General features: G+C 42.3%; 11 protein-coding genes. All 11 read left to right on the top strand.

All coding sequences use genetic code 11. The annotated features are described in order from the left end of the window. Positions 1-38: 38 nt before the first annotated feature. The 11 genes from MKY65_RS20845 (at position 39) to MKY65_RS20795 (ending at position 13,855) form a co-directional block, all read left to right on the top strand. A complete protein-coding gene (locus MKY65_RS20845; protein ID WP_339180326.1) occupies positions 39-1,160 on the top strand; it encodes a dipeptide epimerase in 1,122 nt (373 codons plus the stop codon). Position 1,161: 1 nt separating this feature from the next. Further along, a complete protein-coding gene (locus MKY65_RS20840; RefSeq protein WP_339180323.1) occupies positions 1,162-2,097 on the top strand; it encodes a C40 family peptidase in 936 nt (311 codons plus the stop codon). A 4-nt stretch (positions 2,098-2,101) separates the two neighbouring features. Next, a complete protein-coding gene (locus MKY65_RS20835; RefSeq protein ID WP_339180321.1) occupies positions 2,102-3,133 on the top strand; it encodes an oligopeptide/dipeptide ABC transporter ATP-binding protein in 1,032 nt (343 codons plus the stop codon). A gap of 427 nt (positions 3,134-3,560) precedes the next feature. Continuing rightward, the gene (spoIID, locus tag MKY65_RS20830) at positions 3,561-4,781 is read left to right on the top strand and encodes a stage II sporulation protein D (RefSeq protein ID WP_339180319.1); all 1,221 of its coding nucleotides are present in this window, start codon (positions 3,561-3,563) and stop codon (positions 4,779-4,781) included. A gap of 272 nt (positions 4,782-5,053) precedes the next feature. After that, a complete protein-coding gene (locus tag MKY65_RS20825) occupies positions 5,054-5,917 on the top strand; it encodes a M23 family metallopeptidase (RefSeq protein ID WP_339180317.1) in 864 nt (287 codons plus the stop codon). Positions 5,918-6,419: 502 nt separating this feature from the next. Next, positions 6,420-6,749: a sporulation transcriptional regulator SpoIIID gene (spoIIID, locus tag MKY65_RS20820; RefSeq protein WP_339180315.1), complete on the top strand. Its 330-nt coding sequence runs from the start codon at positions 6,420-6,422 to the stop codon at positions 6,747-6,749. Between the two features lie 210 nt (positions 6,750-6,959). Continuing rightward, positions 6,960-7,547 carry a TetR/AcrR family transcriptional regulator gene (locus MKY65_RS20815; protein ID WP_339180312.1) on the top strand — a complete coding sequence of 196 codons (588 nt, stop codon included), beginning with the start codon at positions 6,960-6,962 and terminating at the stop codon, positions 7,545-7,547. 1,066 nt (positions 7,548-8,613) lie between these two features. After that, the gene (locus MKY65_RS20810) at positions 8,614-9,900 is read left to right on the top strand and encodes a cytosine permease (protein ID WP_339180310.1); all 1,287 of its coding nucleotides are present in this window, start codon (positions 8,614-8,616) and stop codon (positions 9,898-9,900) included. Positions 9,901-9,943: 43 nt separating this feature from the next. Then, positions 9,944-11,038 carry a DUF917 domain-containing protein gene (locus tag MKY65_RS20805; RefSeq protein WP_339180308.1) on the top strand — a complete coding sequence of 365 codons (1,095 nt, stop codon included), beginning with the start codon at positions 9,944-9,946 and terminating at the stop codon, positions 11,036-11,038. Further along, a complete protein-coding gene (locus MKY65_RS20800) occupies positions 11,038-12,603 on the top strand; it encodes a hydantoinase/oxoprolinase family protein (RefSeq protein WP_339180305.1) in 1,566 nt (521 codons plus the stop codon). Before MKY65_RS20805 ends, MKY65_RS20800 begins: the two co-directional genes overlap by 1 nt. 250 nt (positions 12,604-12,853) lie before the next feature. Further along, on the top strand, positions 12,854-13,855 hold the full coding sequence (locus tag MKY65_RS20795; RefSeq protein ID WP_042529553.1) for a rod shape-determining protein: 1,002 nt from the start codon (positions 12,854-12,856) through the stop codon (positions 13,853-13,855). Positions 13,856-13,876 lie beyond the last annotated feature (21 nt).

Below are 13,876 nucleotides of genomic sequence, written 5' to 3'. Positions count from 1 at the left end.
GAAAAAGAGAATCACCCACATAGAAAGGGCTGTTTAGCATGAAGATTGTTGATTTGGAACTTTATCATAGCTCGATTCCATTGCATACCCCATTTAAAACAGCGTTGCGCACAGTAACCGTTGCAGAAAGTATAGTTGTGAAAATAACCTGCGATAATGGCATCACTGGCTGGGGAGAGGCCCCGCCGACACATGTTATTACAGGGGAAAGTCTGGCGAGCATCCATTATGCAATGGATAAAGTGATCCGTCCGGTTATAATCGATGCATCGTTATGTTCTTATGCAGCTGTTTTTGCCCGCTTAGAGAAAGTAATCACAGGCAATTCAAGCGCCAAGGCGGCAGTGGATATGGCGTTGTATGATTGTCTGGCTCAAGCAGCCGAACAGCCTTTATATCAATACCTGGGAGGCTACCGTTCGCAGATGGAAAATGATTATACGGTCAGCGTGAATGAGACGGAACAAATGGAGCAGGATGCAAAATTATATAAAGAGAATGGGTTTCGGATTTTAAAGGTTAAAGTAGGCAAGGACCCGGCTGAAAAAGACATAGAACGGGTAGCTGCTGTCCGGAAAGCCGCAGGAGAGGATGTGCTGATCCGGTTAGATGCCAACCAGGGCTGGACGGCGAAAGAAGCTGTGAAAGCTATTACACAAATGGAAGAGCTGGGATTAAATTTGGAATTGGTAGAGCAGCCTGTTCCGGCACAGGATGTGGAGGCGCTCAAATATATTACCGAACGTACCACAACACCGATTATGGCTGATGAAGCGGTATTCTCCACACAGGATGCACGGCATGTGCTGGAAATGAGGGCAGCGGATTTAATCAATATTAAATTGATGAAGTCCGGCGGAATCCATCAAGCCATAAAAATCGCGAACCTGGCTCAGGCTTTTGGTGTTTCATGTATGGTTGGCAGCATGATAGAGACAAAGCTGGGTATTACCGCAGCAGCTCATTTTGCAGCCAGCCATCCAGCAGTGACCCGCTTTGATTTTGATGCACCGCTGATGCTGTCCGATGACATTTTGGAAGGCGGTATCCAGTATCAGGGAAAGGGAAATCAAATCACGTTTTCAAATCAATCCGGACTCGGGATAAAATCAGTGAAGAAAGCTTATCTGCAAGCAATCAAAAAGGAAGGGAGCTGGTAGCATGCAGCAGCTGTTGGAAAAACTTCCGGAAACGTTTCATGTAACGAATGTACAGGCTGCAACGATTTGGACGAATCCGCAGGCAGCCAGAGCAGAGGATAAAGATGGCATCTCCAATCCTACAGATATATTAAAATGGGTGAACACTTTAACCTATGAGGAAAGTCTGGCATTATGTAATGAAAATCGTGTGCAGTCACAAACGCTATATGGCGAGCCTGTCATTGTTTTAGAAGAAGAGGGAGACTGGGCGCATGTGATTGCTCCGTTCCAGCCGTCCAAGAAAGATTCCAGAGGCTATCCTGGATATATCCCTCTCCGGCAATTGACAAGAGTGGATAAAGACGCATGGGTTCAGGATAAATATAGTATTGTTATTTCAAAGGATGCCTGGCTGGAAGCCCCGGCACAAAACACCCGCATCCAGCTGAGTTATTTAACGATACTGCCTTATTTAGGTGAGAATGAGACACATGTGGATGTACAGACACCGTCCGGTAAGCAGCAGATTGCGAAAGAAAAAACAGTAACTGTGACAAAGAAGGACGGGATACAGCCTGGCGGCGGGGCAGATATTGCAGCTGCCGGTCTTCCCTTTATCGGACTGGATTACTTCTGGGGCGGCATGAGCTCCTTTGGCTATGATTGTTCGGGTCTGGCCTATGCTGCACATAAAGCAAATGGTTACTGGATTGCCCGGGATGCGGGAGACCAGGCGAATGCAGGCGAAGAGATTGCAATCGATGCAATCGAGCCGGGTGATTTGCTTTTCTTTGCTTATCAGGAGGGGAAAGGAGCCATCCACCATGTCGGCATCTATAAAGGACATGGCGAAATGGTCCATGCACCGCAAACCGGAAAAGGGGTGGAAATCACGCCTTTAAAAGGAACCAAGTATGAAAAGGAGCTATGTGCAGCAAGAAGATACTGGAGGTGAGGAGATGGAAGATAAAATACTGGAAGTAAAAAACCTTGTGAAATACTTTGATGTCGGGAGGTCAGATATTTTAAAAGCCGTCAATGATGTATCCTTTCATATTTTTAAAGGGGAAACGTATGGGCTGGTTGGCGAATCCGGCTGCGGAAAATCTACCATCGGCCGCGCGATTCTAGGATTATATGAAAAAACAAGCGGGGATGTCTGGTTTAATTATGAAAATGTCCATGGGTTGACGGAAAAGGAACAATTCGCTCTCTACCGCAAAATGCAGATGATTTTTCAGGACCCCTATGCTTCACTGAACCCCCGGTCTACCATCAGGGAAATTATTTCTGAGCCGCTGGAGGTACATGGAATTTTTAAGAAGAAAAAAGACCTGATGAACCGGATATATGAACTCTTGGAAGAGGTAGGGCTCAGCCGGGACCATGTGAACCGCTATCCGCATGAGTTCAGCGGCGGGCAGCGCCAGCGAATCGGAATTGCAAGAGCGCTCGCGCTGAATCCGGACTTTATTATTGCGGATGAGCCTATCTCTGCATTGGACGTTTCTGTGCAGGCGCAGGTCGTCAATCTGATGAAGCGGCTGCAGCGGGAAAAAGGGCTGACGTTCTTATTTATTGCCCATGACCTATCGATGGTAAAGCAATTTTCAGACCGGATTGGCGTAATGTATTTAGGGAATTTAGTAGAGGAAACAAGCGGAGAAGCGCTCTATGAAAATCCATTGCATCCTTATACCAAAGCCCTGCTATCAGCTATCCCGATCCCTGATCCGGATATAGAAGAAAAGAGAGAGCGGATTATTTTAGAAGGTGAATTGCCAAGTCCGATCAATCCGCCATCCGGTTGTGTATTCCGAACAAGATGTCCAATGGCAATGGAGATATGTAAGGACGTGAAGCCTGTATGGCAAGAGATAGATCCCGGCCATCGTGTAGCCTGTCACCTCTATGATAAAAATTATCAAGACAGCCTGACAACAGGGCCGCAGCGGACAAAAGAAATTGTCGAAGAAGAAATCCAATCATAGCAGGAGGACCATAGAAACTCTTAACCGATAGAGACCTTCTATGGTTTTTTTGTTTATATCATAAAAGTGGAATTTTTTGATAAGTGGGATAATGGAAGCCTGTCCAAATTTCGTGCAAGATACGATGTTTTAATATAGGCGATGCCACAAATGTTTTTGTTGGAACGCTTAATCGCAGCGGCGTATTAACCTGACAACATTGGTAATCGCGGTCCGAGAATGTCACGCACCAGGTTTTTAACCCTTATTCCACAGAAACGCAAAACCTCTCCGCTGAATAAAGCTTTTTTTCTAATTTCCCATTTGTATAACGTACTTCTCACATTTTTTTCTTAAGAAAAGGTCTATTTTGCCGGCAAAATGTATAGATTTAATAGTAGGCATGATAGATAGACAGCTTATCAGTCTTAAGAAAAGGAGGAGGAACGTGTATAACAAAAAATATAAACGGAAAAACACAGCAATTCATAAGAAAATGAAGCAATTGAAGCAGAAAAACAGGATATCGAACCAGCCAATGCAGAAAATCGTACCTTTTTCTAATCGGAAATCAGTGCATTATAAGCCTCAGCGCCCGTCTCCTTGGAAGCAGATAGTCATCACGGTTTTTATGGTTATGATAATTTTTATTCTTGCTGTCCCGACAGTAGTTGTGCAAATGTCTAAGACAGAGAATCAAATTAGCGCAGGCTCAGAGACGGTAGACAATAAGGAGGAAGCAAATCCAGATGAAGAGGATGAGCCAGAAAATCCTCCAGAAGAGACAGCATCCAGCGACGAAGCGGTAGAAGTCGGGGCTTCTCCATTCAATGTTTCTGTCATGCGCGTGAGTAATGAAGAAGTGGAAAATGTTCCAGTAGAGCAATATGTCGCTGGTGTGGTTTCTTCGGAGATGCCGGCAGAGTTTGAACTGGAGGCATTAAAAGCACAGGCGATTGCTGCAAGAACATTTACAGTTAACTTTTTATTAAACGGCGAGAAAAACGACAGCTATGACCTGACCGATTCGACACAGCATCAAGTATATAAAAGTGAACAGGAGCTCCAAGAACAGTGGGGAGCAGAATATCATGAAAAAATGAACAAAATAAATCAAGCGGTGAAAGAGACAGAAGGGCAGATTATTACTTACAATAGTGCGCCGATTACGGCTTCCTTCTTCTCCACCAGCAATGGATACACGGAAAATTCAGAGGATTATTGGGAAGGCGAGGTTGCCTATCTGCGCAGTGTAGAGAGTCCTTGGGATGAAGCGTCACCAGAATTCACCCAGCAGACAACGCTGACTGTCGCAGAGGTATCCGAGGCTTTAGAAATCCCGCTTCAGGATGATAAGGCCATTCCGATGGAGATCAGCCATACAGACAGCGGCAGAGTAGATGAAATAACCGTTGCCGGAAATGCATTTACTGGTCCGGATTTTCGCGACAAATTGGGCTTAAGATCCAGTGACTTTACCATTGAACAGAGTGACAGCCATTTGATCTTTACAACACAAGGCTATGGGCATGGTGTCGGCATGAGCCAATACGGAGCAAATGGCATGGCGGCAGAAGGTAAAAACTATGAAGAAATCATTCATCACTACTACACAGATGTTGAAATCAGCCAGGTAGGTGAAATAGCACCAACCCTCGTTTCTAACTGAGACGGGGGATTTTTTATCAAAAAAATAGGATAAGCCTATCAATGTCTTTTCTATTCCTGCGCAAAAAACTGCTTCATATGGTTTGAGAATCAGATGCTTTTGAAGCTGCTGCAATGAAGCTTTTCCTTCTATCTTAAACCAGGATAAAAGGGAAATAACCTATCTATGAAAACCTCTGTATAAACTACTTATTATGAAAATCAAAAAAATTTTTTCATAGCCATGTATATAATTCTCTTTTTCTGCTCACAATGGTTGCAGAGGTGATGAAAATGAAAGAGGAATTCAAAGGCCCAAAAAATAAATGGAGCCAAATTTTCCGCAAGAAATGGTTTTTCCCAGCAATGTATTTAAGTATCGCAGCTGTTTTATTAGCAGCAGTCGTTTGGTATCAAAATGCAGGATCTGATGTTTCAGAACCGGCTGATCAAAGAAATGGAGAGGAAGAGTATCTTCCAGTAATGAATGAAGAAGATTCCGTTCCGGTAGTTGACCAGCAGGAATTGGTAGGAATGCCGCTTGAAAACACAGATGAAGCAGAAATCGTAACTAAATTTTTTGACTACAACGCAGAACAAGAAGACAGAGAAAATGCACTTGTACTTTACAACAATCGTTACTATCAAAGTACAGGAGTAGATATCGCAGCAGCAGATGCAGAATCATTTGATGTTTTGGCTTCTATCAGCGGAACAGTAGAAGAAGTGAAGGAAGATCCGTTACTAGGCAACGTGGTTGTGTTATCTCATGGGGATGACTTAAAAACGTATTATGCTAGTCTTGAAGATGTGGCTGTCACTGTCAGTGATAAAGTGGCACAAGGAGACACGCTTGGAACAGCTGGTAAAAACTTGTTTGGTAAAGACAATGGAACACATTTACATTTTGAAATTCGTAAAGATGGTAAAGAAGTAAATCCGGAAAGCTATTTTGAGCAGCCGGCATCCAGCATTGCTGTAGAAGACAGTGCGGAAGAGGATGAAGCGGTAAGTGATGAACCAACTTCCGGGGAAGATGTGACAGAGCCTGAAGAAGATGCAGAAGACACAGAAGATACGGAACAAGAAGAAGTACCAAGTGAAGACGAAGAAGCAGATGAAGAAATCGATGTAGAATTGGACAATTCAGAAGAATAATAAAAAATGCTTGGGAAACCAAAAAAACCGGTGATGAATCCTTCATTGCCGGTTTTTTATTTGCTTTTTTTGAACATCCTTTAAAGCAGTACAGGAACAAACTTTTTGAAAATACATCTTGTCCCGAGATTATTTGTACAAATCTTAAGCATAAAGGAACGTTTTTTTTAATATGATGATATTACAAAGCATGCAAACGAATTGTCTGAGGTGAAAAGACATGTGATTTAGAAGTATCCTTCATCTAAAGTGGAACCCTTTTTTTATATACCAATGACTACATAAAAATAGTCAACCGCTTATTATAGTATGTGTTCAAAAAAGTGCAATGAAAAGGACCGAGTCGGCTAAAAACGCAACGTTAGCGGAAAAGCAAGCTAACGTAGAAATTCGATGTGTCATTTTCAGTGGATTTTTTGAACATCCTTTTATAAGTCCTATCCCAAAACATACACCCTGTCCAAACGACACCTCGGAATTACAACTTAGGGGGGCGAACGGTGTGCATGATTACATCAAAGAAAGGACAATTAAAATAGGGAGGCATGTTGTAGAAACGAGAAAAACAGTCCGTACGATTGCAAAAGAGTTTGGCGTATCGAAAAGTACGGTCCATAAGGATTTGACAGAAAGACTGCCGGAAATTAATCCCAAACTGGCGCTGGAAGTAAAAGAAATCTTAGAGTATCACAAAGCAATCCGCCATTTGCGCGGCGGAGAAGCAACAAGAAAGAAATATAAAACACCAAAAGACGAGGCACCATTAACTGAAACAAAAATCACACAAACATTCCTATCCTCTTCCGGCAGGCCAAAAGCACAGGGGAGCTAGGGAAATAGAGACAATCCAATTTTTAACAAAAGGTTGGATTGTTTTTTGTTGCCATTTCTTTGTACAAAGGAGGATCACGAATAAATCAAGGATGATTCCTATTAATGCAAATTAGGGGAAGATTTTATTTAAAGGAAATTATCAAATAACTTATTGACTGAACGAACGTTAGGTAATATAATAATCTAACAATCGTTAGGTGGTGAGGAATTGCAAAAAAAGTTAATTGATGCAGCACTGAAACAATATGCTTTAAATGGATATCATGGTGCAACGATGAGGAAGATAGCCAATGAAGTTGGTATTAAGCCGGCATCTATTTATTTTTTTTACAAAAATAAAGAAGATTTGTTTATAGTGGCATTCAAGCAATTTTTGGATAATCATTTTGATAAAATGAAAAGTATTTTGAATGAGAAGCGGGAAGAGCCTGCTCAGAATATTTTTTCTGCGATGTTTGAAGGGATTGCAGACCATCATAAAGGAGATATGGAAGGAACGGATGCTTATATTTCATTGGTAACTTCTCCAATACCGGGAATCTCGCAATATTTATATGACCATATGAAGCGATATAATGAATGGCTTGTCGCATCCTTAGATTCAATACTAAGAGATAGTTATCCGAAAATGCAGGCTGATGAAATTGACAGAATTATTAAGCAGTTCGTTTTGATTGGTAACGGCGTCTTTTGGGGGATTAAATTATACGACGGGGCTGATTTTGAAGAGCAGATTATGCTGGCAAGCCAGATGATGCAATCATTATTAGAGGAATTGCATTTTAAATACATGTAAACACCGTTATTTTAATCAGTGCAAGGAACCCCAAATGCTTTTTAAGAGAACGAGTAATTGCAACAACGGTTTTAATAGACCGAGTAATCGCAGGTCTCAATGCTGTCAGAGGCATGAATGATGAAATATCAAGCGAAGTATATATCGAGTTTTCTAAAAAATAAGTTATTAACTCAACTTTCGCACATTAAAAAGTAATTTCGTTTCTATAGAAACAGGAGTTGATCGTTCCTTCGATAACACCCTTGACAAAGAATAAATGGTGAAGTGTAAAGCACCGCTGCGGCGGACCGTTTTGCTTTCCTAGGGGCACGCTCTTCAGCTAACTTTTGCCAAGAAGAGCACTTGGCAAAAGTGGATCTTCAGATGGTGCTGATCCCTCAGGAGTCAAAACGGTCCGCCTCCGCTAGTAAGATATTCTATACGTGAAAAAAACTCACCAAATAGATGTTTAATCAGATAGAACATCTTTTTCATGCTGCATGGTAAAATGTTCCGCCAAGAGTACTTTCTGTGCATGGAAGCGATTCCCTGTATTTCATATCCATACTGTCATGATTGGGTTATTCAGACGAAAGCTGCTATTTCATTCAGCTCATTAAAATGTTATTTCTTTCATTCGCTGTAGAATCCTATCAGAGCGCAGGCCAACCACGCAGACTCCTATGGGAACAGGGCGAGCTGAAGATCCACTTGAAAAGCGGTTTTCTTTTCAAGTTAGCTGAAGCCGTCCCCATGGAAAGCGGAGTGGTTGGCCGGAGCGGAGCTATGCACCATCACCAATTCCAAAAAGGCCGGATATCTCACCAAAATGCAAGCATGGTAATGGAGAACATGTTCACCCTGAAATAGCAAGATATATATGCTTATTCTTAGGTGCGAAAGTTGAGTTATTAATAAAAGGAATTTCTTGAAATGGGAACTTTATAGTAGCCCTTCGATGGGGCGAGCAATCCCAGTCCCAGCTAATTATACTGCGAAAAAAGTACAGCTGAATCAATGGGAGATGCGGAAAAGCAACTTCCCCATGAAGAACAGCATGAAATGACGAAGGAGGAATAAAAAAATGGGGAATAAAACCAATATTGGAGATGATTATTCACTATCCAGGGTACCCAGGTCGGCAAGGCAGTCTCTTTGGAATATTACGATTATTAGAGTAGGAGCATTAGCAACCATTTCCCAATTTATTTTAGGTGCATCGCTAGGTTATGGAATGACATTTTGGCAAGCTTTTTGGGCAACGATGCTGGGAAGTGTTATTTTACAGGTTATCAGCTTTCTTTTAGGATATGCAGGTGCTAAAGAAGGTCTTTCCACCAGTTTACTTTCAAGATGGACAGGGTTCGGCAGATACGGATCGAGCATTATCGGAGGCGTGATTGCTATTTCCTGTATCGGGTGGTTCGGGGTTCAAAACTCTGTGTTTGCCGATGGTCTGGTTCAGGCTACCGGAGGAGCGCTTCCGCATGCAGCAGCTGCTACGATTACAGGATTAGGAGTTACAGTACTCGTTATCTTCGGTTTTAAATTATTGAGTATCACAGCTACAATTACCGTGCCATTATTTCTACTAGCAATGGCTTTCGGTGTTTATTATGTATTTAGTGAGCATTCTATCAATGGATTATTCTCTGCAGCTCCGGCTGGTGACCCTTTAACAATGGGGGCAGCTGCTACAATGGTTGCAGGCGGATTTATTATTGGAGCTGTTATTACACCAGATTTCACCCGATTTGCTAAAAGTGGTAAAGATGTATTCTGGATGGCTACCATCGGGGTACTGATTGGGGAACTTGGAATTAATATGATAGCTGTATTGATGGCATTGGCTGCCCGGACGAATGATGTAGTGAGTATTATGGTACAAGCATCCGGCTGGCTTGGAGCATTTGCTGTTGTTTTATCTACAGTTAAAATCAATAATTTGAATCTGTATTCTTCGTCTCTCGGCTTTACAAACATTTTTGATTCCGTATTTAAAATAAAGCTCAACCGTGCAAAGGTTACATTAGTGATTGGTATCATTGGAACGGTACTTTCCGTGCTTGGGATGCTGGATTATTTTGTTGATTTCTTAGTGTTTCTCGGTGTACTTGTTCCACCGATTGCGGGAATTATGGTGGTAGAGTACTTTATTTTAAAAACACACCGTAAAAGTTTGGATGAAACCAGAGAACAAGGAACGCTACCCACAGATGTTGAAAAAATGCATCCTGTTACACTGGTAGCCTGGGCAGCAGGTTTTGCTGCAGGGTATATCATCACAATCGGTATTCCATCGATTAACTCGCTATTGATTAGTGGAATCGTTTATTATATCGGGTCCTTTATCTTTAGAAAAAAGAAATAATACAAATCAAATCTTATATTCTGGAAACATGGAGGCTTAAAAAATGAGAAAAATAGGCAAACAAGAAATTGAAGATATCGCTGTTGGTGCAGCACTGCTTGGAACAGGCGGAGGCGGAGATCCATATATCGGAAAGCTGATGGCGCTACAGGCAATCGAAGAAAACGGACCAGTAACTTTATTAGATATAGATGAAGTTCCAGAGGATGCTTTGGTTGTTCCCTCTTCCATGATGGGAGCTCCCACGGTCATGCTTGAAAAAGTTCCCAGTGGAGAAGAAGCGATTGAGGTTTTTGGGAAACTGGAAGAATTTCTTGGGGAAGACATTTATGCAACTTTTCCGATTGAAGCGGGGGGAGTAAACTCCATGCTGCCTTTTGCGCTCGCTGCAAGACGGGGATTGCCTGTTATTGATGCAGATGGAATGGGAAGAGCATTTCCTGAACTGCAGATGGTTACATTCTATTTAGATGGTATTCAGGCTACTCCGGCAGTAATCGGCGATGAAAAAGGGAATACAGCGCTGTTATCCACGATTGATAACGTCTGGACAGAACGCATTGCTCGCGCCTCTGCCATTCAAATGGGCGGCTCTGTAATGAATGCCATGTATTCCATGCGAGGTAAAAATCTAAAAGATAGCGGAATTGCCGGTATTTTAAAGTTGGAAGAGGAAATTGGAAAAACCATTCGCCTTGCTAAAGCAAATAATGTCAATGCGATTCAGGAAGTTTTGAAAACAGTGGGCGGGTTTGAACTATTCCGTGGAAAAGTAACAGATATTGATCGGAAAACAGAAACTGGTTTTGCGAGAGGTACAGCATCCTTTGAAGGAATCGGTGACTATAAAGATGAAATGCTTCAGCTTCGTTTTCAAAATGAGCATCTTCTTGCTCAAACAGATCGGCGATTGCTTTGTGTGACACCAGATTTAATTGCCGTACTTGATGCAGAAACAGGTTTGCCAATTACCACAGAAGGAATCCGTTATGGTTCCAGATGTGTCGTTATTGGTATACCATGCCATGAAAAATGGAGAACGGAAAAAGGGATTGCAACAGTCGGACCCAAATATTTTGGCTACGATGTAGAATATACGCCGGTGGAAGAATTAGTTCGTAAAGGAGAGACGGAATAATGAGTACGTATCGTATTGGAATTGACGTAGGTGGAACACATACGGATGCTGTTTTGCTGGATCAGGATAATCAAGTAATTTCCGAAACAAAATCATCCACAACTGAGGACGTAGAAACTGGAATTTATACAGCGATGCATGAAGTGATTACAAAGGCAAATGTGTCTCCTGAACACATCCGTTATGCCATGCTTGGGACAACGCATTGTACAAACGCTATTGTAGAGCGAAAAGGGTTAAACAACATTGCTGCTGTTCGTATTGGCGCCCCGGCTACATTGGCAGTGAAACCGCTGGTAGGCGTGCCGGAGGACCTTCGTGCGGCGCTTGGAAAGCATGTTTACCTTGTACGTGGAGGACATGAATTTGATGGCAGGGAAATCGTTGATTTAGATGAAGCGCATTTATACAAAATTGCCAATGAAGTAAAAGGAAAGGTAGATTCTATTGCAATCACTTCTGTTTTTTCTCCTGTATCTACCGACCATGAGGAGAGAGCAAAGAAAATATTTCAAGAAGTATTAGGAGAAGACGTATCCATTTCGTTATCTGCTGAAATTGGTTCTGTCGGTCTGCTGGAACGTGAAAATGCAACAATCTTGAATGCTTCCGTAATCCGTGTAGCGAAAACAGCTGCAGACGGGTTCATCAATGCGTTAAAAAGTGAAAATATTGATGCAAAAGTATTTTTTGGACAAAATGACGGAACATTAATGTCTGTTGATTACGCGGTTCGTTACCCGATATTTACAGTTGCCTGTGGTCCGACAAACTCTTTACGCGGCGCTTCCTATTTAGGGAACCTGTCTGATGCTATTGTTGTAGATGTTGGCGGTACAACCTCAGATGTTGGTGTATTAATTCATTCTTTTCCGCGGGAATCTTCTCTGGAAGTAGAAATTGGAGGAGCAAGAACGAATTTCCGTATGCCTGACTTAATTTCCATCGGACTCGGCGGAGGGACAATTATCCATGCAGAAGAAAACGAAGCATTTTCAATTGGTCCGGACAGCGTCGGGTACCGTTTGCCTGAGAAAGCAATGATTTTCGGCGGCGATACACTGACAACAACAGATGTAGCAGTAGCGCTTGGTAAAGTTGATTTAGGTGATGCATCCAAAGTGGCTCATCTTGATAAGTCATGGCTGAATAAGGTTTATGAGAAGATGGTGGAGCTTGTAGAAGAGGCTATTGACAAAATGAAGACAACAGCTGATCCCATTCCCGTTATTCTTGTTGGCGGCGGAAGCATTTTATTACCAACTGAATTAAAAGGGGCTTCACAAGTCCTCCGGCCAGAACACTCCGGTGTTGCTAATGCCATTGGCTCAGCGATTTCTCAGGTCAGTGGACAAGTAGAAAGAATCTACTTATTAGATGAGGTAGGACGGGAGCATGCACTGGAATCGGCAAAATCGGAGGCAAAAGCAACAGCAGTAAATGCAGGTGCAGAGCCGGAGAGTCTTGTAATTGTTGATGTAGAGGACGTTCCTTTAGCTTATCTCCCCGGAAATGCCACACGGGTTAGAGTGAAAGCAGCCGGAGAACTGCAGCGGAACGCATGACCTAAAAAATAGAAAGAAGTGGTCAGGCAAAGTTGACATGGGAGATATCATGTCAGCTTTGCCTTTTTAATTATTCAACTTTCGCATTTTAAAGTAGTTTGTCCCTCCGGATATTTTGGTGAAGTGCCTTAAAAAATAAAAAAATCTTATTTTCATACAGTTAATTACCGGGTTTTGTGGTAAAATAGTATACTAGTAGCATTTTGTCTTAGGACGGTGCAAGATAGTAACGCTAGGAGGATTTAGATTCATGTTTTCCAGAGATATTGGGATTGATCTTGGTACCGCAAATGTGTTGATACATGTAAAAGGAAAAGGAATAGTTTTAAATGAACCATCTGTTGTTGCCATGGATCGAAATACGAACCGTGTGCTTGAAGTTGGAGAGGAAGCCCGCCGTATGGTAGGACGTACACCGGGTAATATAGAGGCGCTGCGCCCGTTAAAGGACGGCGTTATTGCTGATTTTGATGTCACAGAAGCCATGTTAAGATATTTTATAAATAAAATTAATGTCAAAGGTGTTTTGTCAAAGCCGAGAATGCTTATTTGCTGCCCGACAAACATCACGAAAGTAGAACAAAAAGCCATTAAAGAAGCAGCAGAGAAGTCAGGCGGAAAACGCATATACTTAGAAGAAGAGCCTAAAGTAGCTGCGATTGGCGCTGGAATGGATATTTATCAGCCAAGCGGGAATATGGTAGTAGACATTGGCGGCGGCACGACCGATGTAGCTGTATTGTCCATGGGCGGCATTGTTACCTCGCAATCCGTTAAAATGGCTGGAGATAAGTTTGACTGGGATATTCTGCAATATATTAAAAAGGAATACAAACTGCTTATTGGTGAACGCACTGCAGAAGATATTAAAATCAATGTCGCTACGGTGTTCCCTGGATCACGTAAAGAATCCATGGATATCAGAGGCCGGGATATGGTATCTGGCTTACCGAGAACGATAACGATTGAATCAGAGGAAATTTCACAGGCGTTGATGGAATCTGTAGCACTTATTGTTCAGGCAGCCAAAGCAGTTCTGGAACAGACCCCACCTGAATTATCCGCAGATATCATTGACCGGGGCGTTATCCTGACCGGAGGCGGCGCATTGCTTCATGGAATTGACCAACTATTGGCGGAAGAACTAAAGGTTCCTATCTTTGTTGCAGAGGATCCGATGGATTGTGTTGCAAAGGGAACGGGAATCATGCTTGAAAATATTGATAAGCTTGAAAAAAGAAGTGTAAACTAATTATTATTAGAAGCTGGCAGA

Source organism: Oceanobacillus sp. FSL W7-1293 (genome assembly GCF_037969815.1).
GTDB classification, from domain to species: domain Bacteria; phylum Bacillota; class Bacilli; order Bacillales; family Amphibacillaceae; genus Oceanobacillus; species Oceanobacillus oncorhynchi.
The sequence above is the reverse complement of the archived record's forward strand: the minus strand, read 5'-3'. Positions and strand labels throughout refer to the sequence as shown.